General features: G+C 61.7%; 22 protein-coding genes. 14 read left to right on the top strand and 8 right to left on the bottom strand.

Annotated elements, in window-relative coordinates:
- The first annotated feature begins 53 nt into the window (after positions 1-53).
- From BWI76_RS07900 to BWI76_RS07880, 5 genes are read left to right on the top strand one after another with little or no spacing between them, the layout of a single operon-like run.
- Positions 54-1,034, top strand: coding sequence for a sugar ABC transporter substrate-binding protein (locus tag BWI76_RS07900; RefSeq protein WP_004135401.1), 981 nt, complete (start codon positions 54-56; stop codon positions 1,032-1,034).
- A gap of 44 nt (positions 1,035-1,078) precedes the next feature.
- A complete protein-coding gene (locus BWI76_RS07895; RefSeq protein WP_024358824.1) occupies positions 1,079-2,584 on the top strand; it encodes a sugar ABC transporter ATP-binding protein in 1,506 nt (501 codons plus the stop codon).
- Positions 2,581-3,567: an ABC transporter permease gene (locus BWI76_RS07890; protein ID WP_004135402.1), complete on the top strand. Its 987-nt coding sequence runs from the start codon at positions 2,581-2,583 to the stop codon at positions 3,565-3,567. Before BWI76_RS07895 ends, BWI76_RS07890 begins: the two co-directional genes overlap by 4 nt.
- Positions 3,567-4,568, top strand: coding sequence for an ABC transporter permease (locus BWI76_RS07885; protein ID WP_004135403.1), 1,002 nt, complete (start codon positions 3,567-3,569; stop codon positions 4,566-4,568). Before BWI76_RS07890 ends, BWI76_RS07885 begins: the two co-directional genes overlap by 1 nt.
- Positions 4,569-4,579: 11 nt before the next feature.
- Positions 4,580-5,524, top strand: a complete 945-nt coding sequence (locus BWI76_RS07880) for a carbohydrate kinase family protein (RefSeq protein ID WP_004135404.1) — start codon at positions 4,580-4,582, stop codon at positions 5,522-5,524.
- Between the two features lie 38 nt (positions 5,525-5,562).
- Here the strand turns inward: BWI76_RS07880 and BWI76_RS07875 are convergent, their stop codons facing one another.
- Genes BWI76_RS07875 through BWI76_RS07865 form a run of 3 tightly spaced genes read right to left on the bottom strand, consistent with a single transcriptional unit; the run spans position 5,563 to position 8,721 of the window.
- Positions 5,563-6,591, bottom strand: a complete 1,029-nt coding sequence (locus BWI76_RS07875) for a 2-hydroxyacid dehydrogenase (protein WP_004130378.1) — start codon at positions 6,589-6,591, stop codon at positions 5,563-5,565.
- A gap of 5 nt (positions 6,592-6,596) precedes the next feature.
- Entirely contained in the window at positions 6,597-8,084 is a 1,488-nt protein-coding gene (locus tag BWI76_RS07870) for an FGGY-family carbohydrate kinase (protein WP_004135407.1), read from the bottom strand.
- 25 nt (positions 8,085-8,109) lie between these two features.
- Complete coding sequence (locus BWI76_RS07865) at positions 8,110-8,721, bottom strand: methylthioribulose 1-phosphate dehydratase (protein ID WP_004135408.1); 612 nt, start codon at positions 8,719-8,721, stop codon at positions 8,110-8,112.
- Between the two features lie 41 nt (positions 8,722-8,762).
- Here BWI76_RS07865 and BWI76_RS28030 point away from each other — a divergent pair, with 41 nt between their 5' ends.
- The 8 genes from BWI76_RS28030 to BWI76_RS07830 all read left to right on the top strand — a co-directional run bounded on the left by BWI76_RS28030 (position 8,763) and on the right by BWI76_RS07830 (position 17,790).
- Entirely contained in the window at positions 8,763-9,104 is a 342-nt protein-coding gene (locus BWI76_RS28030; RefSeq protein WP_133116568.1) for a hypothetical protein, read from the top strand.
- Positions 9,105-9,225: 121 nt separating this feature from the next.
- Positions 9,226-10,488: a cytosine permease gene (gene codB, locus BWI76_RS07860; RefSeq protein WP_004135409.1), complete on the top strand. Its 1,263-nt coding sequence runs from the start codon at positions 9,226-9,228 to the stop codon at positions 10,486-10,488.
- Positions 10,489-10,490: 2 nt separating this feature from the next.
- Positions 10,491-11,726, top strand: a complete 1,236-nt coding sequence (locus tag BWI76_RS07855; RefSeq protein WP_004135410.1) for a PucR family transcriptional regulator — start codon at positions 10,491-10,493, stop codon at positions 11,724-11,726.
- On the top strand, positions 11,723-12,961 hold the full coding sequence (gene codA / locus BWI76_RS07850; protein ID WP_004135411.1) for a cytosine deaminase: 1,239 nt from the start codon (positions 11,723-11,725) through the stop codon (positions 12,959-12,961). Before BWI76_RS07855 ends, codA begins: the two co-directional genes overlap by 4 nt.
- Before the next feature lie 145 nt (positions 12,962-13,106).
- Positions 13,107-14,096 (top strand): LacI family DNA-binding transcriptional regulator, encoded by a 990-nt coding sequence (locus tag BWI76_RS07845; protein ID WP_004135413.1) that lies wholly within the window; start codon positions 13,107-13,109, stop codon positions 14,094-14,096.
- Positions 14,097-14,217: 121 nt separating this feature from the next.
- Entirely contained in the window at positions 14,218-15,027 is an 810-nt protein-coding gene (locus tag BWI76_RS07840) for an inositol monophosphatase family protein (RefSeq protein WP_004135414.1), read from the top strand.
- A gap of 107 nt (positions 15,028-15,134) precedes the next feature.
- Entirely contained in the window at positions 15,135-16,496 is a 1,362-nt protein-coding gene (locus BWI76_RS07835) for an MFS transporter (protein WP_004135416.1), read from the top strand.
- 25 nt (positions 16,497-16,521) lie between these two features.
- Positions 16,522-17,790 carry a histidine-type phosphatase gene (locus BWI76_RS07830; protein ID WP_049086621.1) on the top strand — a complete coding sequence of 423 codons (1,269 nt, stop codon included), beginning with the start codon at positions 16,522-16,524 and terminating at the stop codon, positions 17,788-17,790.
- A gap of 46 nt (positions 17,791-17,836) precedes the next feature.
- Here the strand turns inward: BWI76_RS07830 and mtnA are convergent, their stop codons facing one another.
- Positions 17,837-18,865, bottom strand: coding sequence for an S-methyl-5-thioribose-1-phosphate isomerase (mtnA, locus tag BWI76_RS07825; RefSeq protein WP_004135421.1), 1,029 nt, complete (start codon positions 18,863-18,865; stop codon positions 17,837-17,839).
- A gap of 102 nt (positions 18,866-18,967) precedes the next feature.
- On the opposite strand from mtnA, the gene mtnK reads away from it, so the two are divergent.
- Complete coding sequence (mtnK, locus tag BWI76_RS07820; protein ID WP_024358832.1) at positions 18,968-20,167, top strand: S-methyl-5-thioribose kinase; 1,200 nt, start codon at positions 18,968-18,970, stop codon at positions 20,165-20,167.
- A gap of 127 nt (positions 20,168-20,294) precedes the next feature.
- Here mtnK and BWI76_RS07815 read toward each other — a convergent pair whose 3' ends face one another.
- Genes BWI76_RS07815 through BWI76_RS07800 form a run of 4 tightly spaced genes read right to left on the bottom strand, consistent with a single transcriptional unit; the run spans position 20,295 to position 25,115 of the window.
- A complete protein-coding gene (locus tag BWI76_RS07815; protein ID WP_004135425.1) occupies positions 20,295-21,536 on the bottom strand; it encodes an LVIVD repeat-containing protein in 1,242 nt (413 codons plus the stop codon).
- Positions 21,533-22,597, bottom strand: a complete 1,065-nt coding sequence (locus tag BWI76_RS07810) for a sugar ABC transporter substrate-binding protein (protein WP_004135426.1) — start codon at positions 22,595-22,597, stop codon at positions 21,533-21,535. Before BWI76_RS07810 ends, BWI76_RS07815 begins: the two co-directional genes overlap by 4 nt.
- Before the next feature lie 20 nt (positions 22,598-22,617).
- Positions 22,618-23,616 carry an ABC transporter permease gene (locus tag BWI76_RS07805; RefSeq protein ID WP_004130353.1) on the bottom strand — a complete coding sequence of 333 codons (999 nt, stop codon included), beginning with the start codon at positions 23,614-23,616 and terminating at the stop codon, positions 22,618-22,620.
- On the bottom strand, positions 23,613-25,115 hold the full coding sequence (locus tag BWI76_RS07800) for a sugar ABC transporter ATP-binding protein (RefSeq protein ID WP_024358835.1): 1,503 nt from the start codon (positions 25,113-25,115) through the stop codon (positions 23,613-23,615). The genes BWI76_RS07805 and BWI76_RS07800 overlap by 4 nt, the downstream gene beginning before the upstream one ends.
- Positions 25,116-25,257: the final 142 nt, after the last annotated feature.

Here is a 25,257-nt window from a genome sequence, read left to right as displayed (position 1 = left end):
TTATTGTCATGCTACTGCTCCGCAGCCACCTCCATCACAGGACCATAATAACAATGTCGCAGAAAATGAAATTATTGCCCATCGCGCTGGGCCTGCTCTCGCTTGCCTCCGTTAACGCTCTGGCGGCAGAGGCGTTATCGCTTCAGGGAAAAACCATCGGCGTCGCCGTGGTCGGCACGCAGCACTTCTGGGATCGTGAAGCCTATAAGGGTGCGACCGAAGAGGTAGAGAAACTGGGTGGTAAAGCGATCGGCGTCGACGGCGGCCGCGATAACCAGGTTCATGCGAATAATCACGATATTTTACTGTCGCGTAAGGTTGATGCGGTAATTAGCATTCTGGGCGACAGCGCCGTTGAGCCTAAATTCAAAGCGCTACGCGATGCCGGCATTCCGGTATTTACCGTAGACCACGTTTCGAAATATTCGGTCAATAACACCACCTCAGATAACTACACTTTAGGGTCAACCATTGGTCGTTATATGGCCGATGAACTGGGCGGCAAAGGCAACGTCGCGGTATTTAATGCATTCTCCAGCTCCCTGCGTATTTGCGGCATTCGTTACGACCAGTGGAAATATGTCCTTAAAGATTACCCGGATATTCATATTATTCAGCCGGAGCTGGCCGAACAGTTTGCCAACTCCCCGGAAGACGCGCGGAAGAAAACCCTCGAACTGCTGAGCCAGTACCCGAAAGGTAAGCTCGACGCAATTCACGTGGCCTGCTGGGATCAGCCGGCAATCGGTATTGTTCAGGCGCTGGAAGAGACCGGACGCGATAAAGACGTGAAAGTCACCGCCATCGACGCCGGCCCGGAAACCCTGGAGATCATGGCCGAACCGGGCAGCCCGTTCGTCGCCAACGTCGCCCAGCAGCCGCACCTGATTGGCCAGACCTCCGCCGATAACGTCGCGCGCTACTTCGACAAACAGAAGCTGCCGCTGCAAACCTTTATTCCGGTAGTCCCGGTGAAAGGCCCGCAGGAGGCGAAAGCGGTCTACAAACAGCTGGGATATGGCGAACTGCAGTGATCACTCAATCCTCCGGCGGGACGAACCCCGCCGCTGGCCTGGCGATGAACCAGATCAGCAAAAGCTTTGCCAACGTGACTGCATTAAATGCGGTCACGCTGCTTCTGAACCCCGGTGAAATTCACGGCCTGATCGGCGAGAACGGCGCGGGAAAATCGACGCTGATAAAAATCCTCGCTGGCGTCTACCGGGCCGATAGCGGCAACGCCACGCTGGACGGCGCGCCGCTGCCGCTCGGCAATCCCGCGGCGATTGAAGCGCTGGGCATCCGCGTTATTCACCAGGAGCTCAACCTGATCCCGCACTTTACCGTGGCGGAATCGGTGTTCCTCGGCCAGGAGTATCGCACCCGCTGGGGTGCGCTGGACCGACGGCGAATGAACGCCGCCACCCAGGCGTTTTTTCGCGACAGCTGGCAGTTGGACATCAATCCCCGCCGCCTGATCCGCGACCTCAGTCTCGCCGAGCGCAAGCTGGTGCAAATCGCCAGGGCGCTGATCGACGGCGCGGCAAAGCTGGTGGTCTTCGATGAGCCCACCGCGCCGCTGGAGGCGCAGGAAGCCAGCCTGGTCTCCTCAGCGATTCTGCGCCTTCGCGAGCAGGGGATCGCGATCCTCTATATTTCCCACTATCTCAACGAAATCGCCGCCCTTTGCGATCGCGGTACGGTGCTGCGTAACGGCGAGGTCGTCGGCTATCCCGACCGGGACCTCCTGCAGAATACCGACGCGCTGATTAAAATGATGGTCGGTCGCGACATTGAACAGCTCTATACCCCTCGCCAGAGCAGCGCGCATCAGGTCGATGCCGCCGCGCCGGTGCTATCGGTTCGCCATCTCAGCGACGGTCAGCAGCTGCACGATATTAGCTTTGATATTCAGCCGGGAGAGATCGTCGGCGTCGCCGGGCTGCTGGGCGCCGGGCGTGACGTGCTGGTCGATCTGCTTTACGGGCTGCGCCGCCCCCGCAGCGGCACGATAAGTATCGACGGCCAGGCGAAGCGGCTGCGGACGCCGTATCAGGCGACCCGCGCCGGACTGGCGCTGGTGCCGCGCGACCGTCGCCATCAGGGGCTGATTCTCCCCTTCTCCACCGCCGACAATATCAATCTGGCTTCGCTACCGGAAACCGCCACTTTCGGCTGGGAGCATCGCGGCAAAGCGCTGGATAAAGCGCGCGGCTGGATCGAACAGCTCGCCATCCGCCCCGGCCGTCCGGAACTGCCGGTACGTTTTATGAGCGGCGGCAACCAGCAAAAGGCGATTCTCGCCCGCTGGCTGGGCACCGATGCGCGGCTTTTCATTCTCGATGAACCCACCCTCGGGGTGGATATCGGCGCGCGCAGCGATATCTATCAGCGTACCCGCGAGCTGGCGGATCGCGGTCGCGGCGTGCTGGTCTCATCCAGCGACGCGCCGGAGCTGCTGGGCCTTTGCGACCGCATCCTGGTGATGTGGCGCGGCGAGCTGGTGGCCAACCTCCCGACCCGCGGGCTGACGCTGGACGCGCTGCTGGTGACGATTAACGGTGGACAGGAACAACAGGTATGAGTGCAGGTATCCAGCGCCGCCCCCTTCCGGGCATCACGACGCTTATCGAAAAATTTCCCCTGATTCTCTTTTTTGCGCTGCTGGTCTGGCTCAGCCTGCAGTCGCCTTTCTTTTTAAGCTGGCAAAATATCAGCATGATGCTGGTGCAGAGCGTGCCGCTGGCGATCCTCTGCTTTGGCCTGGTCTGCGTGATTGCCGTCGGCGGCGATGATGTGGTCTCCGGCGGCATCGACCTGTCGCTGCCCGCCATCGCGGTGCTCGGCGTCGCGCTGCTCAGCCTCGGCATGGCCGAGTGGAACACCCCGTACCTGGCGCTGTTTTTACTGCTGATTGCCGTGAGCCTGGCCTGCGGCGCGGTCAACGCTACGCTGGTGCTGGCGGCGGGTCTGCCGCCGCTGCTGGCGACCCTGTCAACCTCGGTGGCCTTCACCGGGCTGACCGACCTGCTGACCGGACAGCGGCGCATCGCGGTGAACGACCCGCTGATGGTGGCTTTTCGCGATAACGATCTCTTCGGCATTCCCTTGCCGCTGATCTACCTGCTGGCAGTCTTCGCGTTGTTTCAGTTTTTGCTCCACCACTCCCGCTTCGGCCAGCATTTACAGGCGGTGGGCGGTAACCGCGATATGGCGCAGATGAGCGGGCTCAACGTCCGCCGTTTGACCATTATCGTCTGGCTGCTGGCGGGCATCGCCGCCGGCCTGGCGATTTTGCCGCTGCTCAGCCAGGGCTCCGGCAGCAGCAGCGGCACGGCGACGCCGCTGCTGCTGGAAACCGTCCTCGCTACCTTTATCGGCGCGGCGTTTTCGCGGCGTCGGGTGGTCTCCATCTGGGGGGCGCTGCTCGGCGCGGTACTGGTCAATGCGCTCTCGAACGGGCTCGGCCTGCTGGGGGTGAATATTTTCTGGATGGGCGCGATCAAAGGCGGCCTGATCCTCGTGGTGCTGGCGGCGTCGGCGGTCAGACATAAAGGAGGCAACTGATGAGCCAGATGACGCTCAAGACCCCATCAACGAGTCAAACCGGCAGCAGCCCGCTGGCGTGGCTTTCCCGGGCGGGATTCGGCGGGATTACCCTGCTGGCGATTGCCCTGTTCGGCTGGGCGAACCCGGTATTTTTGACCTTCGATAACTGGGCCAATCTGCTGCAGGGCAGCGCGATTTTGCTGATCGTGGCGATGGCAATGACCCTTATCGTTAGCGCCGGGGCGATTGACCTCTCCGTCGGCGTCGCGCTTGATTTCGGCGCCGCCTTTGCGCTGGTGGCGCTCAAAACCTGGCACCTGCCGTGGCAGGCGGCGGTGGGCTGCGCGCTGCTCGGCGGGGTGATTATCGGCCTGCTGAACGCCTTCCTGATCCTGGTCTGCCAGATTCGCCCGTTCCTCGCCACCCTCGGCACCTGGTTTATCGCCAGCAGCGCCGAACGCATCTATACCGACGGCGGCGGCTCTATCTCCTACCGCCGGATGGCGCCGGAGTATCACGATCTGGCGGTCGGCAATATCGCCGGTATTCCAACGCCGGTGGTGATTGTGCTGGCGCTGTGGCTGGCGGCCTGGCTGATGACCGAACGCACGCTGTTCGGCAAATACGTACGCGCTATCGGCCAGAACGGCGAAGCGGCGCGGATCGCCGGGATCCGCGATCGCCGGACCATGCTATGGGTGCTGGTGGCGGCCTCCGCGCTGTGCGCCGTCGGCGGCGTCATTCTCTCCGCCAACCTGCGCCAGTTTACGCCGCTGGCCGGCCAGGCCTACCTGATGGACGCCATCGCCGCGGTCTTTATCGGCACCGCCTTCAACCGGCTGGGTCGGGTCAGCATCGCCGGCACCCTCGGCGGGGTGCTATTTCTGGCGATCATCGATAACGGCCTGAACCTGATGGGGCTGAACTACCTGGTGAAAGACGCGCTGGTTGGCGTGATTCTGGTGGTGGCGCTGGCCCTCTCCTTCTGGCAGGCGCGTCTGCGCCAGACCCATCGTTAAGCGGAGCTCTCATGACAACCTTTGACGCCGTCTTTGTCGGCCTGACTATTCTTGATATCGCCGGTCGTCCGGTTATCGACATCCCGCCGCGCGGCGGGGTAGCCTTTATCGAACAAATCCGCCTTAACCCTGCCGGAACCGCCGCCGGGGCCAATATTAACGCCGCGAAGCTGGGCATTCGCACCGCCGCGGTGGCCTGCCTCGGCAAAGATGAAAAAGCCGATTTTATCCTCGCCAGCTACGCGCGCCTGGGGATCGACTGCTCGCTGATCCAGCGCACCGCGCAGCAGGAAACATCGGCGACGATCCTGCCCATCCGCCCCAACGGCGAGCGCCCGGCACTGCACTGTCGGGGGGCCTCCGATGCCCTTTTCGTCGGCGAAGAGGAGTTTGACGCGATCCTTGATTGCCGCTTTCTGCACCACGGCGGCAGCGGCCTGCTGGCGGCGATGGATGGCGGGCAAAGCGCGCTGCTGCTACAGGCGGCGAAAGCCCGCGGCGTCACCACCAGCTTTGATTTAATCGCCCCCGACGCGCGCACCCTGGATCTGCTGCGCCCGCTGCTGCCGTCGGTGGACTACTTTATGCCTTCCCTTGAAGAAGCGGCGTATCTCTCCGGGGAAACCCAGCCGGAAGCGATCGCCCGCTTCTTCTTTGCGCTTGGCGTCGGAACCTGCATTCTGAAGGACGGCGAGAACGGCTCCTGGCTGCTGACCCGCGACGGCGCCGTCGAGCATATCGCGCCGTACCGGGTCGATGCCGTAGATACCACCGGCTGCGGCGACAGCTACTGCGGCGGCTTTATTGCCGCGCTGGCCCGGGGGTTAAGCGTCAAAGCGGCGTGCGAGGTGGCTTCCGCCGTCGCCGCGCTGGTGGCGACCGGGATGGGATCGGATGCCGGCGTGGTGGACTGGCAGCATACGCAGGCGTTTATGGCGACCCACCGTCGCGGATAACAAGCTTCGCCGCCGCATTGCGCGGCGGCAAGCGCGGCTTAACGCCACTGATAGAGCAGCGGCTCTCCGGCGACATAGCGCTGGAGGTCGGCGGCAATCATCGCCGTATGCTTAGCAATGCTCTCCCGGGTCGCCCCGGCGATATGCGGAGTAATAATCACGTTATCAAACTCGGTGACAAACGGATGGTCGCGCCACAGCGGCTCGCGATGGTAGACATCCAGCGCCGCGCCGCCCAGCGGGCCGTGGCGCAGCGCGTGAATCAGCGCTTCTTCGTCCACCACCGCCGCGCGCGAGGTATTAATCAATAGCGCGCCCGGCTTCATGCTATTCAACAGCTGCGCGTTCACCAACCCATCGCTGTGCGGGCCACTGCTCAGATGCAGGCTCACGATATCCGCCTCGCGGAATAGCCCTTCAAGCGTCGTTTTCTGCAAACCCGGTTCGTTGATATCTTCGGCGGCGACAAACGGGTCCACCACCAGTACCGCCATGCCAAAGGCGCGGGCGATACGCGCCACCCGGCGGCCAATATTACCGTAACCGATCAGCCCCAGGGTTTTGTTGCGCAGCTCGCTGCCTTTAAACACTTCATAGGGGCTTTGCGGACTGACGTCCCACACCACATCGCGGCGCAGCCCGCTCTGGGTGGCCTGCGCGGCGTTCTCGGCGTGGGTAAATTCGCCGCGCTTTAGCGCCGCGTGCGATTGCGGAATATGCCGCGCCAGGCTCAGCATCAGCCCCAGCGTCAGCTCGGCGGCGGCGTCGGCGTTGCGCCCCGGCGTATAGAGCACGCGGATACCGCGCGCCTGGGCGGCTTTGGTATCGATGTTCACCGGATTGGCGCGCGTGCAGGCGATCACCTGTAAACGCGGGCAGGCGGCGATCACCGCTTCCGTCACCTCATCATAGCTGGTCACCAGCACCTCGGCGTCGTGGGCCAGTTCGATCAGCTGGCCTGCGCTCAGCTTCGGCTTGCCCAGCGCCCAGCCTTCCACCCGCAGTTCGCCCAGTTGCTGAAAAGCGCTGAGGTCGCCGGCGTGTTCGGCGGTAAAAACAATTTTCATATGCGTTATTCCTGAGAAATACGTTGAAGCGCCTCGCGGCGGGCCTGCCACACCGGGAGCATCTGCTCGCGCAGCAGGCGGTAAACCGGATAGAGCGCAGCGTAGCGGCTATGCGCCTGCGGATTGGGCCGATAGCGGGTCTGCTCCAGCGCCGGATAGCGGCTGAGGGCATCGACGCTGCGCGCCGCCAGAATCGCCGCGCCGCGCGCGCTAAGCTCGTTGAAAGGACTGGAAACCACCGTTCTGCCGGTACAGTCGGCAATCATTTGCAGCCAGGTCGCCGAAGCCGCGCCGCCGCCGGTCAGGTACAGTTCGCCGCCCTGCGGGTAGCCCTGAAGCGAGTCGACGATGGCGTAGGCCAGCCCTTCGAACACCGCCCGCTGCAGCTCCGCGCGGGTGGTGTGCTGGCTAATGCCGAAATAACCGGCCCGCGCCTCGGGGCTAAAGAACGGCGCGCGTTCGCCGTTGAGGTAGGGCTGCCAGAAGACGCCGCCGCTGCCCGGTTCGACGCTGGCGATATTCTGTTCCAGCTGCCGTAAATCCGGCTCCAGCGAGATTTGCTGCTGGAGCCAGTCGATGTTCGGCGTCCCGGCCTGCATCGGAAAAAGGTTAATAAAGCTGCCCGCTTCGGTGTGGGTGACGTAGCGCGTCCCCTCGTTGACCGACTGGCGACCGTGGCAGACGATACCGGTGCAGCAGGTGGTGCCGAGAATGGTGTAGATATCGCCGTCGTTGACCGCGCCGCAGCCCAGCGCCGCGCTGCAGACATCCAGCGCGCCGGCCGCCACCGGCGTGTCCGCAGGCAGCCCGGTGAGCGCCGCGACTTCTTCACGCAGCGCGCCCGCCTGCGCGTCCGGCGCCAGCAGCGGCGGGAACAGATGTTGTAAATCTGCCAGGCCCATCTCATTGAGCACCACCGTGGAGAGCTTCCCGCTCTGCTGATTCAGCAAAGAGGTGCTGGCATCGGTGAGATCCAGCGCCGCGACGCCGGTGAGGCGAAAGCGGATCCAGTCCTTGGCGAAAAACAGATAGCGGGCCGCCGCCAACCGCTCCGGCTGGTGATGCTTGAGCCAGCACAGCTGCATGCTGGTGTTGCAGGGCTGCAGGTGGGTGCCGGTATCGTCAAAGAAACGGCGGTCAAAGCCGGGGCGGCTGAGCAGTTCGCTCATCAGCTCGCGGCTGCGGGTGTCGCTCCACAGAATACCCGGCCCGACCGGTTCGCCTTCGGCGTCGCTGAGCCACACCCCTTCGCCCTGCCCGGCGAGGCCGATGGCGCGTAAACGCCCGTTTTGCAGCGCCGGATGCCGGGCGATATCGCGCAGAATCGCCACCACCGATTGCCATAGCTGGGCCATGTCCTGCTCGGCGTCACCGTTGGCCGACAGCCGCGGGCCGGTGTTCTGCGCCGCGCTGGCGCACGCCTGAAAGCGTTGATCAAACAGCACCGCTTTCACGCGCGAAGTGCCGATATCGATTCCGAGATAAAAATCCATGCCTGACCCGTTGGTGAAGAGAAATTTAGTCGCGTTCGTAGCGGCGGCGCATCAGCTCGCATTCGAAGAGAAACTCCAGTCCTTCCAGCTGGCGACGGGCCTCGTTAATGTCTTTGCCCCAGCAGGTCAGGCCGTGGCCGCGCAGCAGGAAGCCGTAGCGCAGCGGGTGGGTCTGGGCATAATCTTCAATACGCGCCGCCAGAGCGTCGATATCCTGGTCGTTATCAAAAATGGCGACCGGTACGGTGTCGAGATGGCTGTGCTGGCCGGTCAGGGTTTTCTGCATTTCATAGCCCTGCAGCGCCAGGGTGGCGCCTTTTTCAATCCGCGACAGCACGGTGGCGTTGACGGTATGCACGTGCAGAACCACGTTCGCCTCCGGGAACAGGCGATACACCAGGGTATGCAGGCCGGTTTCAGCGGAGGGTTTACGCCCGGAAGGCGCTGTGTTGCTGGCGATCTCCACCTGCAGGAAATCCTCCGTCGTCAGGCTGCCTTTATCGCGCCCCGACTCGCTGAGCCAGCACCAGGTCTCATCCTGACGCACCGACATATTGCCGCCGGTAGCCGGCGCCCAGCCTTTCGCGCCGATCCAGTGACAGGTGGTGACCAGTTGCGCGAGTCTTTCTTGCCACATAGCAGTTCCTTAGTTTAGCGATATTATATTTAGCCGTCTAAATGGCTATTCACCCGATACTAACATCGCCAGCGCAAGCGAACAATATTTCAGGAAAGACTTACTTTGATAATGGTTATATCAGAAAAGAATATGAAATTACGGTTTTTAACAACAATACAACTGAGCATTTTCATGGCACCAAAATTACCGGCTGCGGGCGGTCAAAAAGATGGGGGATCGTGCCACCGGAAAACGGCGCAAAATTGGCCGCATTTGTCGATTTAGCCCTCCCCGCAGTTCGCGCCACCCGACAGGAATGCGCGCGCAATAGCGCAATCCCCCTGCTCCACGGCGGTGCAAAACACGTCACTGTGCACACATTTATGGCAAACATCGGCTAAATAACGCCATTTTATGTGCACACTGCCCACCCCATTGTGTTACCCCTGCCCCGCTTTTTCTGGCACACCTCTTGCTACCCCTCAGTGATCGCTTTTCGGATAGCCACTCAGAGGTTCCACCATGTCAAACAGCAATGATTTTCCGCTCGTCGAAGCGCCCGCCTCCGGGCGTAAAGGCGTATTTTCCATCTCGATGGTTCTGTTCAGCTTTACCTTTTTTACCGGCACCATGTTCGCGGGCGGCAAGCTTGGCGTCTCTTTCTCCATCGTTAACCTGCTGTGGATTGCGGTAATCGGTAACTTTTTGCTGGCCCTGTACGCCGCGTCGCTCGGCTGGATCGCCGCGCGCAGCGGGCTGAATACCGTGCTGATGGGCCGTTTTTGCTTCGGTGAAATCGGCAGCAAGCTCGCCGATTTTATTCTCGGCTTCGCCGAGCTGGGCTGGTACGCCTGGGGCACCGCGACGGTCGCCATCTCGCTGGTCAAAATCCTCGCCCTGCCTGAGGCGACGACCATTCCGCTGATGATCCTGTTCGGCATCCTGTTCTGCGTCACCGCGCTGGTGGGCTATAAGGGGCTGGATGCGCTGTCGCGCGTGTCGGTACCGCTGATGTTTATTCTGCTGGTGGTGTCGATGTATCTCGCCGCCCATCATGCCGGCGGCTGGCAGGCGATGACCCAAATCGAACCGGGCGAAACCATGACCTGGTCGGCGGCCATCACCATGGTATTCGGCACCTTTGCCAGCGGCGCGACCCAGGCGACCAACTGGACGCGGCTGGCCAACTCCAGCCGTACCGCCATCGTCGCCAGCATGAGCAGCTTCCTGATCGGCAACGGGCTGATGATTATCGCCGGCGCCTGGTGCGCCATCGTCTACCAGCAGGCCGATATCGTCGAGGTGCTGATTCTGCAGGGGCTGTCGGTCGCCGCGGTGGTGATGCTGTGCCTCAACCTGCTGACGATTCAGGGGCCGACGATCTATAACGTCTCGGCCGCCGCCTGTCATCTGCTGCGCAGCGAGCGTCGCCGCACCCTGACCGTGGTCGCCGCCGGCGTCGGGATTTTGCTGGCCATTGGCGGTATGTATGAAATGCTGATCCCTTTCCTGGTGCTGCTGGGCAGCATCATTCCGCCCATCGGCGGCGTTATCCTCGCCGACTACTGGTTTTATCGCGGCGGCCGCTATCCGCTGCTGCACACCGCCCGTTTGCCGCGTTTTAACTGGCTGGGGCTGGGCGCCTACGCCGTGGGCGCGGTGGTGGCTTACCTGTCGCCGTGGATCGCCCCGCTGGTTGGCATTAGCGTGTCCGCGCTGGCCTATATCGCGCTGACTCGCCTGAGTAAACGCCAGCCCGCCGCTGATTCGGTCGCGGAGCAGTAGCCATGAGCCTGACGGTCGGCGAAATCCTCGCCCTGGAGGGGCTCTCCGCCATGCGCCTGCGCGCCGGTAAACAGGGGCTGCAGCTGGCGGTTCGCTGGTACTACGTGGCGGAAAATGAAAATATCGCCGAATGGATCATGGGCGGGGAGCTGGTGTTTATCACCGGGATCAACCATCCCCGCGATGAAGACAACCTGATCCATTTGCTGATGGAGGGCAAGCAGCGCGGGATCGCCGGCATGGTGATCCTCACCGGCGACGTCTTTATTCAGGCGATCCCGCCGCGCCTGATCGCGCTGGCCGACGCGCTGGGCATTCCGCTAATCGAACAGCCCTATCTGCTGAAGATGGTGATCGTGACCGAACGCATCGGTACCGCGCTGGTGCGCAGCGAAAACGCCCTGCAATCGCAGCGCGATATTCTGCTGCAGCTGTTAACCGGCGACTATCCCGACCTGCAAATTCTGCATCAGCGCGCGCTCCACCAGCAGTTGGATTTTACCCGCCCGCTGCGGGTGGCGGCGCTGCGCCTTGAGGGGATACCGCGTCTGTTTCGCCAGTTTCCGCCGGAGCAGGCCGAAGCCTGGCTGCAGCAGGCCCGCCGCACCGTGCGCCAGCGTCTGCAGCAACAGCTCAATCAGCAGGGCAATCCCTACCCTCTGGTCGAACGCAGCAATATGTTTCTCTTCCTCCTCCCGGATGAAGACGGCGAGTTTTATCAGCAGAAAACCTGGCTCCAGGCGTGGCTGATTGCGCTAGCGGAGAGCGAAGACGGGCTTTCGCTGCTGTGCGGCCTTTCGGCGCCGGTGCAGCAGTTGCAGGGATATCAGCGCGCGCTGTCGCAGGCGCGCCAGGCGCTGGACCTCAGCGATAACCTGCGTCCGGCCCAGCGCATCAGCGACTACCAGCAGCTGGGGTTTATCAAGCTGCTCTCCGCCGTTAGCGACCCCGCCCTGCTGAGCGATTTTATGCACGACACCCTCGGCTGCCTGATTGAGCCGGATCGCAAAAGCCCCTGGCTGCTGCTGGAGACGCTGGAAACGCTGCTTCAGGAGAGCGGCAACGTGGTCAGGGCCGCCGAGCGGCTGGGCATTCACCGCAACACGCTGCATCAGCGTATTCAACGTATTGAAAAGCTGACCGGCTATCCGGTCAGCCATCCGCAATTTCATCTCAACGCCTCGGTCGCCTTAGCGATCTGGCGTATGTCGCAAAACCATTTACGGGAACAACCATGAAAATTATCAACGCGCGCCTGCGCCATCAAGAAGCGCTCTATACCCTCGACTTACAGGACGGCGTGATTAAAAGCATCAGCGCGCAGGCCGCGGCGCAGACGGCTGAAGCCAGCGATATCGATGCCCAACAAAAGCTGGTTATCCCGCCATTCGTCGAGCCGCATATCCATCTTGACGCCACCCTGACGGCGGGCGAGCCGGAGTGGAACATGAGCGGCACCCTGTTTGAGGGTATCGCCCGCTGGAGCCAGCGCAAAGCGAGCGTCACCGTCGAAGATACGCGCCAGCGGGCGCTGAAAACCATCGGCATGCTGCGCGACAACGGCGTGCAGCACGTGCGTACCCACATTGATGTCACCGACCCTTCCCTGACCGCGCTTGAGGCGATGCTGAGGGTGAAAAAAGAGGCGGCCCATCTTATCGATCTGCAGATCGTCGCCTTTCCGCAGGAGGGCATTGAGTCCTTTCCCGGCGGACGCGAACTGATGACCCGCGCCATCGAAATGGGCGCCGACGTGGTGGGCGGCATTCCGCACTACGAAAACACCCGCGATAAGGGCGTCAGCTCGCTGGTTTTTCTGATGGATCTGGCCGAGCGCCACGGCTGCCTGGTGGACGTACACTGCGATGAAACCGACGACCCGCAGTCGCGCTTTCTGGAGGTACTGGCGGAAGAGGCCCGGGTGCGCGGCATGGGCGCGCAGGTCACCGCCAGCCATACCTGCGCCATGGGCTCCTACGATAACGCCTACTGCTCGAAGCTGTTCCGCCTGCTCAAAGCCTCGGGCATTAACTTTATCTCCTGCCCGACCGAAAGCATTCATCTGCAGGGGCGCTTCGACAGCTGGCCGAAACGCCGCGGCGTGACGCGGGTGGCGGAGCTGGACCGCGCCGGGATCAACGTCTGCTTCGCTCAGGACTCGATTCAGGACCCGTGGTATCCGCTGGGCAACGGCAACATCATGCGTATCCTCGACGCCGGGCTGCATATCTGCCATATGCTGGGATACGAAGATTTGCAGCGCTGCCTCGATCTGATTACCGAGAACAGCGCCCGCACCCTGTGCCTCGGCGACAACTACGGCATTGCCGAAGGACGCCCGGCGAACCTGCTGATCCTCGATGCGCAAGACGACTATGACGCGCTGCGCCGCCAGGCCAAAGTGCTGACCTCCATTCGACATGGCAAAGTTATTTTGCAGCGCCAGGCTGAGCAGATTCGCTACCCGGCATAAGCCTGACGTTGACGCGGCGCGCATCCCGCGTCAACCCGCTGCTCGCGCACGGATTTATGTGGTACCTTCTTACTACTTTTTCCGTGCCGGCCTTGGGCTCCAGCGTCGGCGCGGGCTCACTGAGAACAACCCGTACCCTGATACTATGAGCGAAAAAAAATGGATTAAGGCAGAGGACGTTGCCCGGCTCGCTGGCGTCTCCCGTTCCGCGGTTTCCCGTACCTTTACGCCCGGCGCATCGGTGGCGGAAAAAACCCGCCAGAAGGTCCTCGCCGCGGCGGAAACCCTGGGCTATCAGGTGAATATCATCGCCCGCACGATGAACACCGGCAGCAGCAACTTTATCGGCATCGTCACCGCCGGGTTTGATAACCCGTTCCGCAGCAAGCTGCTGTCGCCGCTGGTCCACCAGCTGGCGCTCAACGGTTTTATGCCGCTGCTGATGAACGCCGACGATCCGCAGCAGCTCGCCCCGTCGCTCAGGCAGCTGCTGAGCTATCACGTCGCGGGGGTCATTATCACCTCCGGGGCGCCGCCGCTGTCGCTGGCGGAGGAGTATCTGGAGCGAAAAATCCCGGTGACCCTTATCAACCGCCACGCCGAGCTGGCCGGCTGCGACCGCGTGTGCAGCGACAACGCGCAGGGGGCGAAACTGGTGGCCGAGCTGTTTGCCCAGCGCCAGTGGCGACAGGCCGGGTTTATCGGCGAAAGCCTGGATAACTTCAGCACCCGCCAGCGCTACGAAGCGTTTGTCGCCCACACCCAGGGCACGGAAGTTGCCGCGCACTTCTGCGACAGCGCCGGCTATCAGGCGGGGTTTGCCGCCGCCAGGCAGCTGCTCGCCGCGCATCCGCGGCTGCAGGCGCTGTTCTGCGCCACCGATATGCTGGCGCTCGGCGCGCTGGACGGCCTGCGGGCGGACAATCCCACGGCTTCGCTGCCCGCGATTATCGGCTTCGACGATATCCCGCAGGCGGACTGGCAGCCCTATCAGCTGACCACCGTGCAGCAGAATACCGCCCTGCTCGCCCACCATGCGGTGGATCTGCTGGTGACGAGGATCGCCAAATTCAGCCTGCCGTCACGCCACCGTGAAGTACCGGTGAAACTGATCGTTCGTCAAAGCGCGAAATGAAAAATTCATTTTATGCCGGAGCGATCACAGAATAATTTTTTTAATCCATCCACACTCATTTTGCCCTTCGGGGCTGTTTTTTTCAGGCAATTTGCACACGTGTGCAAAATAGGGAGTTATGATGAAATCACTGGAATCAAATGAACTGCAGGCCCGCTACCGTTTAGCCTGCGAGCTGGCGAAAGCCGGCGCTGAGCTGGCGTTCGAATACTATCAACAGCGCGACCGGCTGGCGGTGGATCATAAAGGCGACGACTTGCAGGACGTGGTCAGCGTCGCCGATAAGCGGGTCGAAGCGTTTGTTAAGCAGCGCATTATGGACGCCTTCCCGCAGGACGGTTTTCTCGGCGAGGAGAGCGGGACGCAGATGCCGGACGCGCGCGTGCTGTGGGTTGTCGATCCCATCGACGGCACCAGCTGTTTTCTCAACGGCCTGCACACCTGGTGCCTGTCGCTGGCCATCCTTGCCGACGGCGAACCGGTTATCGGCGTGGTGTACGACCCCAACCATCGCGAGCTGTTCCACGCCCTGAAAGGCCAGGGCGCATGGCTTAACGATGCGCCCATCGCGCCACATCCGGCGGCGACGGTCAAAGAGGGGGTGATGGGCGTCGGCACCTCGCACCGCGTGACGCCTGCGCTCTTTCTGCCCTTCCTTGATGCGCTGCTGAGCGACGGCGGGATGTTTATCCGCAACGGCTCCGGGGCGCTGATGAGCGCCTGGGCGGCGGCGGGCAGGCTTATCGGCTACTACGAACCGCATATGAACCCGTGGGACGGGCTGCCGGGGCTGGTGCTGATGCGCGAAGCGGGCGGCCTCAGCAATGACTATCTGACAAACGACGGGATTCGTCACGGCAACCCGCTGCTGCTGGCCAGCAAGACGCTCTACCCACAATTAAAAAACATGCTTTGTCACCCATTACCTTAACCGTATCGGGTCAGGCTTTATCTGATTATGTACTCTACACAACGACGATAAACCTCACGGACGAACCACACTAATCAGTCAGGCCTCCGACCTTCGGAGATACCATTATGTCTGGAAGAATTATCGCATTTTTTCGCGCTTCGCCGCCCAAAGCGGGCGGAGAGTTCGATGAACAGCGCTTTCGCAGCGTGCGCTGGCAAACCTTTATTACCATGACCCTGGCGTACGTCACCTTCTACGTTTGCCGGCTGTCGTTCACCGTCGCCAAAAGCGCGCTGGTGGAGCTCGGCATTACCCCGACGGAGCTGGGCATGATCGGCTCAACGCTGTTTTTCAGCTACGCCATCGGCAAGCTGGTCAACGGCTTTATCGCCGATCATGCCAACGTGGTGCGCTATATGAGTCTCGGGCTGCTGCTGAGCGCCGGGATGAACCTGATGATGGGGATGACCAGCAACGCCATGCTGCTGGCTATCTTCTGGGGGATCAACGGCTGGGCGCAGTCGATGGGCGTCGGCCCCTGCGTGGTATCGCTGGCGCGCTGGTACGGCTGTAAAGAACGAGGCACCTTTTACGCCATCTGGTCGACGGCGCATAACATCGGCGAAGCGATGACCTATATGGTGATCGCGGCGGTGATTGCCGGGTTCGGCTGGCAAATGGGCTACCTGTCGACCGCCGCGCTCGGCGCCGCCGGGGTGGTGCTGATGCTGTTGTTTATGCGCGACTCGCCGCAAAGCTGCGGCTTCCCGTCAATCAACGTGATTCGCGACGAACCGCTGGAAGAGACGGAAGCCCGCGGCTCGGTGTTTAAGAACCAGCTGCTGGCGCTGCGCAACCCGGCCCTGTGGACGCTGGCGCTGGCCTCGGCGTTTATGTATATCGACCGCTACGCGGTGAACTCATGGGGAATTTTCTTCCTCGAACAGGATAAAGCCTATTCTACCCTCGAGGCTTCCGGGATTATCGGGGTCAACGCCATCGCGGGTATCGCCGGAACCATTATCGCCGGGATGCTCTCCGACCGCTTCTTCCCGCGCAACCGCAGCGTGATGGCCGGCTTTATCAGCCTGCTCAACACCGCCGGCTTCGCGCTGATGCTCTGGTCGCCGCACGGCTACTACACCGATATTCTGGCGATGATTATCTTCGGCGCCACCATCGGGGCATTGACCTGCTTCCTCGGCGGATTGATCGCCGTCGATATTTCATCGCGTAAAGCGGCGGGCGCCGCGCTCGGCACTATCGGTATCGCCAGCTACGCGGGGGCGGGACTCGGCGAGTTTCTCACCGGCATCATCATCGATAAAACCTCGATGATCGAAAACGGCAAAACGCTGTATGACTTCAGTACGCTGTCGCTGTTTTGGGTAGGCACCGGCCTCGTGTCCGCGCTATTCTGTTTTACCACCGCTGCGATTGTCGCCAGGCGACACGCGATAGAACGTCAGACCTCATTCTCATCATAACTCTTTAACCGATAAGGAATATTTTATGATGCCTGTACGACATCAGGTTTTGCTACGCCTGCTGCTCGCCTGCGCCCTGCCGCTGCTGGCCGCGCCGGGGCACGCCGCCGCGCAGTTTGCGCTGGAAAAGGTGGTTGAACTCAGCCGCCACGGCATTCGTCCGCCGACGGAGGGCAACCGGGAGGCCATCGAAGCCGCGACCCAGCGCCCGTGGACGCAGTGGACCACCCGCGACGGTGAGCTCACCGGCCACGGCTATGCCGCCGTCGTCAATAAAGGGCGCGATGAAGGCGCGCGCTATCGCCAGCTCGGTCTGCTGACGGCGGGCTGTCCGGCGAACGGGGAGATTTACGTTCGCGCCAGCCCCCTGCAGCGCACGCGGGCCACCGCCCAGGCGCTGGTGGACGGCGCATTTCCCGGCTGCGGCGTGGTGATTCATCACGTCAGCGGCGACGCCGACCCGCTGTTTCAGACTGATAAATTTGCCGCCACGCAACCCGATCCCGCCCGCCAGCTGGCGGAAGTGAAGAAGAAGGCCGGCGATCTGGCCCAGCGTCGGCAGGCGCTGGCCCCGGCCATTCAGCTGCTGAAAAACGCGGTCTGCGTAGCCGACAAGCCCTGCCCGGTGTTTGATCTACCATGGCAGGTGGAGCAGAGCAAAAGCGGCAAAACGTCGATTAGCGGTCTGAGCGTAATGGCCAATATGGTCGAGACGCTGCGCCTGGGATGGAGCGAAAACCTGCCCCTCAGCCAGCTGGCGTGGGGCCATATTACCCGCGCCAGCCAGATCACCGCCCTACTGCCGCTGCTGACGGAAAACTACGATCTGAGCAACGACGTGTTTTATAGCGCGCAAAAACGCGGCTCGATTCTGCTCAACGCGATGCTGGAAGGGGTACAAGAAGGCGCCGCGCCGAACGTGCGTTGGCTGCTGCTGGTGGCGCACGATACCAATATCGCCATGGTGCGTACGCTGATGGATTTTAGCTGGCAGCTGCCGGGGTACAGCCGCGGCAACATCCCGCCGGGCAGCAGCCTGGTCCTCGAGCGCTGGCGCGATACCCACAGCGGGAAACGCTACCTGCGCGTCTACTTCCAGGCGCAAAGTCTGGACGATTTACGCCGCCTGCAAACGCCGGATAATCAGCATCCGATGCTGCGCCAGGAGTGGCGTCAGGCGGGCTGCCAGACCACCAACGTCGGAACGCTGTGCCCTTACCAGGCTGCGCTGACGGCGCTCGGCAAGCATATCGACCGGCAGTCCGCTCCGGCGGTAGAGATGGTGCTGCCATAAGTTGAAGGCGAAGCGAGGGAGATCGCTTCGCCTTTTTCGCTCAGGTTCAGGCCTTTTCTGGCTTGAACGCCCCGGCGGCGACCTGCTCCGGGGTCACCACGCCGCTATCCAGCACCCAGCCGCTGATTAACGATGCGGGCGTGACGTCGAACGCGGGATTGTAAACCGCGGCCTCTTTCGGCGCCCACTGTACCGCGCCAAAGCTGCCGGCGACGCCGGTCACTTCGGCGGCCGCCCGCTGCTCAATCGGAATCGCCGCGCCGTTCGGGCAATGGCGGTCCAGGGTGGTCTGCGGCGCGGCCACGTAAAACGGGATCTGATGATACTTCGCCAGCACCGCCAGCGAATAGGTGCCGATTTTATTGGCTACGTCGCCGTTGGCGGCAATACGGTCAGCGCCCACCCAAACCGCGTCGACCTGGCCCTGCGCCATCAGGCTGGCGGCCATCGAATCGGTAATCAGCCGGTACGGCACGCCCAGCTCACCCAGCTCCCAGGCGGTCAAACGTCCGCCCTGTAACAGCGGGCGCGTTTCATCCACCCAGACGTTGGCCACGTTTCCCTGCTGATGCGCCAGCGCAATCACCCCCAGCGCGGTGCCGACGCCCGCCGTCGCCAGACCGCCGGTATTGCAGTGGGTCAACAGGCGGCTGCCCGGCGTCACCAGCGCGCTGCCCGCCTCGGCGATGCTGGCGCAAAGCTGTTTATCTTCTGCGATCAGGCGCAGCGCCTCCGCTTCCAGCGCCTGCGGATAGCGCTCCTCCGCCAGCGCCAGCTTCATGCGGTCCAGATTATTCATCAGGTTTACCGCCGTCGGCCGCGCGGCGCGCAGCGTTTCCAGCGCCTGAGACAGCTCATCGCGGGTCAGACCACGCTGCGCCAGCAGCGCCAGCAGCAGGCTCGCCGACAGGCCAATCAGCGGCGCGCCGCGCACCCGCAGGGCGTGAATATGCTCCACCAGCAGCGCCACGTTATCCGCCGCCAGCCAGCGTTTTTCCTGCGGTAAGGCCTGCTGGTCAAGAATAAAGAGCTGATTTTCGCTTACCCGCAGGCTGGTGGTCTGTAGTGTCTGCATTTAGTTAAATCCCTGTTGCGTTGTTGTATCACATTGTGTCAGGATGGAATCCAGAAGTATAGACGTCTGAACGGCTTAATCAGAATTTTGAGGATCGAGGCAATGTCGCAATACCATACTTTCACGGCCAGCGATGCGGTGGCTTACGCCCAACAATTTGGCGGTATCGAAAACCCGTCAGAACTGGTGTCCGCGCAGGAAGTGGGCGATGGTAACCTCAACCTGGTATTTAAAATTTTCGATACCGAGGGCGTGAGCCGGATCATCGTCAAGCAGGCGCTGCCCTACGTGCGCTGCGTGGGTGAATCCTGGCCGCTGACCCTTGACCGCGCGCGCCTTGAGGCGCAAACCCTGGTGGCTCACTATCAGCACTGCCCGCAGCATACGGTGCAGATTGTGCATTTCGACCCCGAGCTGGCGGTAATGGTGATGGAAGACCTCTCCGATCACCGCATCTGGCGCGGCGAGCTGATTAACAACGTTTATTACCCGCGCGCCGCCGGCCAACTGGGGGAATACCTGGCCCAGGCGCTGTTCCACACCAGCGACTTTTATCTGCATCCTCACGAGAAAAAGGCCCAGGTGGCGCAGTTTATTAACCCCGAGATGTGCGAAATCACCGAGGACCTGTTCTTTAACGACCCGTATCAGGTTCACGAGCGCAACAGCTATCCAGCCGCGCTGGAGGCCGACGTCGCCGCCCTGCGCGACGATACGCAGCTGAAGCTGGCGGTGGCCGCGCTCAAGCACCGCTTCTTCTCCCATGCCGAAGCGCTGCTGCATGGCGATATCCACAGCGGCTCGATTTTCGTCGCCGAGGGCAGCTTTAAGGCCATCGACGCCGAGTTCGGCTTTTTCGGCCCGATAGGCTTCGATATCGGTACCGCCATCGGCAACCTGCTGCTCAACTACTGCGGTCTGCCAGGCCATCTGGGGATTCGCGATGCCGCCGCCGCTCGCGAACAGCGCCTCAGCGATATCCAGCAGTTCTGGACCACCTTCGCCGAGCGTTTTCAGGCGCTGGCGGCGGAGAAATCCCGCGATGCCGCGCTGGCCTGGCCCGGCTATGCCTCCGCGTTTCTGAAGAAAGTCTGGGCCGACGCGGTGGGCTTCTGCGGCACCGAGCTGATTCGCCGCAGCGTCGGACTGTCGCACGTGGCGGATATCGATACTATCCAGGACGAAGCCATGCGCCATGAATGCCTGCGCCACGCCATCACGCTGGGTAAAGCGCTTATTCTTATTGCCGACCGTCTCGATAATGTCGAAGAACTGATTGCGCGAATTCGTCAGTACGGTTGAATTCTCTATCCTGTCGTTCCCGGCTCGCGCTGCGCTTAGCCGGGCTACGGGTTCACCACCGTCTGTGATCCGGTAGCCCGGCTAAGGCGTTTACGCCGCGAGCCGGGAAGTAACAACCCACCATCCCCTACCCCAGATACTCAATCACCGACAGCCCGCCGTTATAGTCGGTGCTGTAGATTATGCCCTGCGCGTCAACGAACACGTCGCAGGACTGGATCACCCGCGGACGACCGGGCCGGGTATCCATCATCTTCGCCGGCGCGGCGGGCACCAGCGCCCCGGTTTCCACCGGTCGATAAGGGTTGGAGATATCGTAAGCGCGAACGCCCGCGTTCTGATAAGTGGCGAAAATCAGCGTTGAGCTGACAAAGCTGCCGGGGCGATTCTCATGCAGGTTATGCGGGCCAAAGTGCGCCCCTTTCGCCACGTAGTCAGCTTCATCCGGCTGCGGGAAAGTGGCGATACTCACCGGATTCGTCGGTTCGCGAATGTCGAACAGCCAGATCAGCTTCTCGCCGTCCTGCTGGTTATCCAATACCGCCTCATCGAGCACCACCAGCAGCTCCCGGTCCGGAAGCGGCAGCGCGGTGTGGGTACCGCCGCCAAACGGCGGACTCCAGTTACGGTGGCTAATCAGCTTCGGCTGCGCGCGGTCCTGCACATCGAGCAGCGTCAGGCCGCCGTCGCGCCAGCTACCGTAGGCGGTGTCGCCGGCGATAATCGCATGATGCAGCGCATAGCGCTTACCTTCCGGCCACTGCGGCGTTTCCCCCGTCGCCTGGTTCATTCCCGGCAGCCACCAGCGCCCGGCGACTTCCGGCTTACGCGGGTCGGCCAGGTCGATAGTCAGGAAAATATAGTCGCTAAAGCCGTCGATCAGCGCGGAAACGTAGGCCCAGCGTCCGCCGACGTACCAGATGCGGTGAATGCCGATGCCGTTAAGCGACAGGAAGCTGATTTCACGCGGTTTATCCGCAACCGAAATATCAAAAATCCGCAGCCCGGCGCTCCAGCCCTTATCCTCCACGTCGCTGACCGTCTCGCCCACCGAACGGGTGTAGTAAACCTTTTCGTCGGCAAAGCGGGCATCGGCGAACAGATCCCGGGCGTTGATCACCAGCAGCAGATCGTCGTGCGCCTGTAAATGAACGTTCCAGGTACCGGGCGGCGCGGCGATGTAATTGACCGTTCGCGGATTTTTCGGGTCGCGCACGTCCACCACGGAAAAGCCCTGTGAGACCATATGGCCGATATAGGCAAAACCACGATGGACCATCAGCTGGACGCCGTCCGGGCGTCCCCCCTGATCGCTATGTCCAATCAGCCGCATATTGCGGCTGTATTCTGGTGTGGGCAAAACACTCATTTGTTTTTCGCTTCCAGGGTAGCGAACCACGGGGCGATAAAGTCTTCGGTCTGGCCCCAGCCCGGGATAATTTTACCCAGCGAGGCGACGTTCACCGCCCCCGGCTGCGCCGCCAGCAGCGCCTGCGGGATCGCCGCCGCTTTAAAGTCGTAGGTCGCAGGCGTCGGTTCCCCGGCAATCTTATTGGCGATCAGGCGCACGTTGGTGGCGCCGATAAGCTTCGGATCCACCGCCACGCTCACCTTCCACGGGCTGCCGGATTCGCGCATCAGCTGCAGATCCTGGTTGGAAATATCGATGCTGTAGAGTTTGATCTCGGTGCGGCCGTTCTCTTTCAACGCTTTATACGCGCCCTGGCTGAAGGCGTCCCAGGTTCCCCAGATAGCATCAATTTTGCCTTTCGGATATTTCGCCAGGATCGCGCCGACCTTGTTGGCGGTATCGCCCTGCACGTCGGAAGAGACCGCGCCGATGGATTCCAGCTCTTTGATGCCGGGATTTTGTTTAAGCAGCGTCTGGTAGGCCGCCTGGCGGCGCTCCATCGGCGGGAAACCCGCGACCCACAGTTTGACGATATTGGCTTTGCCGTTGAAATCTTTTACCAGTTGGCCAAAGGAGAGTTCGGTCAGCGAAGCGTCATCCTGCTGGGTAACGGTAACGCCCGGGATCTCGCCGTTTACCGCGGTATCGAAGACCGATACTTTGATCCCGGCGTCCACCGCTTTTTTCACCAGCGCGGTGGCGTAGGGGTCGCGTCCCTGAGAAAGAATAATGCCGTCGTATTTCTGGCTAATCGCCTGGTTAACGAAGTCCTGGAATTTGGCGTCATCACCGTTGCTGAGGAAGGTGCTGATTTTAAACCCAAGCTTTTTCCCCTCCTGGATCGCCCCGGAGACAAACTGGGTGGTGTTATCGTCGGAGCCCAGATTGCGGATCACCGCGATGCGAATCGGCCCGCTATGTTCGGCAATCGCCGCCGGAAGCGGCGTCGGGATTTCAGCAAAGGCCGCCGCAGCGTTGAACAACCCCAGTGCGATGAGTGAAAACGTTATCTTTTTCATAGTGTTTACCCTGTAAAATATTAGGTGCGGCGCTGAAAATAGGTCAGTGCGAGCGCGCCAGCCAGCACCAGCCCTTTAATAATGTCCATTGCGTAGTACGGCACCGAGAGCATCACCAGGCCGTTGGAGAGCACGCCCAGGATCACCGCCCCCACTAGCGTACCGAGCGCGTTCGGTTTACCTGAACCGGCCAGCGAGAAGCCAATCCACGCCGCCGCCACCGCATCCATCAGGTAGCCGCCGCCGGCGTTCACCTGCGACGAGCCGATACGCGAAGCCAGCAAAATGCCGCCGAGCCCCGCCAGCAGGGAGGCGATCACGTATGCCGCCACCTTATAACGGGTGATCCGCAGGCCGGAGAGGCGCGCCGCTTCCGGGTTGCCGCCGATGGCGTACATCCGCCGCCCGTGGGTGGTAAAAGAGAGCGCCAGTTGAGCGATAACGGTCACCACCAGCATTATGATCACTATCGTCGGCACCTGCCCCAGCGAACCGAACGCCGCCGGGATCGCGCCTTCCGCCATATCGCCGCTCGGCAGCACCATATTTTCGGTAATTGACCCGCCGTAGCTGTAGGTCATCGCCACGCCCTGAATCACGAACAGGCTGGCAAGCGTCGCCAGCATGTCGGGAATACGCAGGATCACGATAAGAAACGCGTTAAACAGCCCCACTAAGGTACAGAGCGCCAGGGTGACAACAATCGCCTCGGTGGTGCCGAAGCCGTGCCAGACAAACAGCGAAATCACCAGCGCATTGGCCAGCGAGGCGGTGGAGCCTACGGACAAATCGAAGCCGCCGATGGTCAGCGATATCGACACGCCGATGGCGATCACCGTCACGATGGCGATGGAGCGCAGGATGTTGATGATGTTAAACGGGTCGAGGAAGTTGTCCGACGCGAGGCCAAAAACGGCGATCAGCAGGACGACGGTCAGCAACATGCCCCATTTGTAGAGAAAATCGAAAAATCGCTGACGGCCCGATACCGTCGCGTTCACTGCCAGGGCTTTACTCACGCTGCTGCTCCTCCGGTGGAGTAATAAAGAATGTTCTCTTCCCGGGCCTCTGCGCCCGGAATTTCCGCCACGATGCGCCCGTCCCACAGCACGCAGATGCGATCGCACAGCCCGACCAGCTCGGAGAATTCGCCCGAGGCGTAAATCACCCCTTTACCTTCCCGCGCCAGGCCGTCAATCACGTTGAAAAGATCCGTTTTGGCTTTGACATCGACCCCTTTGGTCGGCTCATCGAAAATCAGGACATTGGCGTTGCCGCGCAGCCATTTGCCAATCGCCACTTTTTGCTGATTGCCGCCGGAGAGACGGCGCAAGGTTTGCGCCGGACCCGATGTCCGTATCCCCACCCGGGCGATCACTTCTTCCGCCCACCGCCAGGCCTGACGATGGCCAAACAGGCTCCAGCGAGAGAAGCTGCTGTCGGCGCTAACCGCCAGGTTCATCGCCACCGGCTCTTCGATAAAAATACCCTCCTTGCGCCGCTCTTCCGGCACCAGCGCCAGACCGCGCGCCACCGAATCCGCCGGGTCGCGCGGTCGCCACGGCTGGCTGTTCAGCTCGCCGCGCGTCAACCGGCTTTTGCTGGCGCCAAACAGCGCCTTGCACAGCTCGGTTTTGCCGGCCCCCGCCAGCCCGGCGATCCCCAGAATCTCCCCCTTACGCAGGCGCAGCGAGATATCCTGCAGCAGCCCTTCGTCGTGCAGCCCTTCAACCTGTAACAGCACCTCATCGCTATGCGGCGGCCGCTTCGGCGGGAAGATATCGCTCAGCTCATGGCCGAGCATCTTTTCGACGATCTGCTCGCCGCTCAGATCGGCCATCGGCCCGCTCTCAATCAGACGACCGTCGCGCAGCACCGTCAGGGTGTCGCAAACCGCGTTTAATTCATGAATGCGGTGCGAGATAAACACGATGCCTATGCCCTGAAGCTGCAGGCGGCGCACCACCGCAAACAGGCGCTCGCTTTCGTGTTGATCCAGCGGCGCGGTCGGTTCATCAAGGATAAGAAAGCGGCAGTGATGCGACAGCGCGCGGGCCAGCAGAATTTGCTGTTTTTCCGCCAACGTGCAGCCGTCGATGGAGCGACGTACGTCGAGGCTGACGTCAAGCTGGGCCAGGGCCTCGCGCGCCAGCTGGCGCAGCCGTCCCCAGCGAAAAGCCAGCCCCGGTTCAGCCAGCCTGTCGAGCATGATGTTTTCCGCGATGCTCAGGCCCGGGACCAGCGCGACGTCAACCTCCTGCTGCACCAGGTGAATCCCCAGCTGTTTGGCGTCGCGCGGCGAGCGAATGCTGACCGGCTGATTGTTAATCACTACTTCGCCTTCGTAATGGGCGTGCGTGCCGCACAGCACCGCCATGAGCGTTGACTTACCCGCGCCGTTGGCGCCGGTGAGCGCGTGCACCGAGCCCCCCTTCAGGGTAAAAGACACGTTGCTCAGCGCCCGAAAGCCGGAAAAGGCCAGGCTAATATTTTGCATCTCAAGGCGATTGCCGGTCATCCCCTGCACCCTGTCGATTAATGTTCTGATTTAACGAATTTTTCATAGCCGCCCTTGACTGACAAATGCATAAAAGGCATAAGTTAAAGCGAAATAATATTAGCCATCCGGATGTCCAGACATAACATCGGGTTAGCGAAAC

This window comes from Klebsiella sp. M5al, assembly GCF_002090195.1.
GTDB lineage: Bacteria > Pseudomonadota > Gammaproteobacteria > Enterobacterales > Enterobacteriaceae > Klebsiella > Klebsiella grimontii.
Note: the sequence above shows the minus strand (reverse complement) of the source record. Positions and strands in the feature narration are given on the sequence as shown.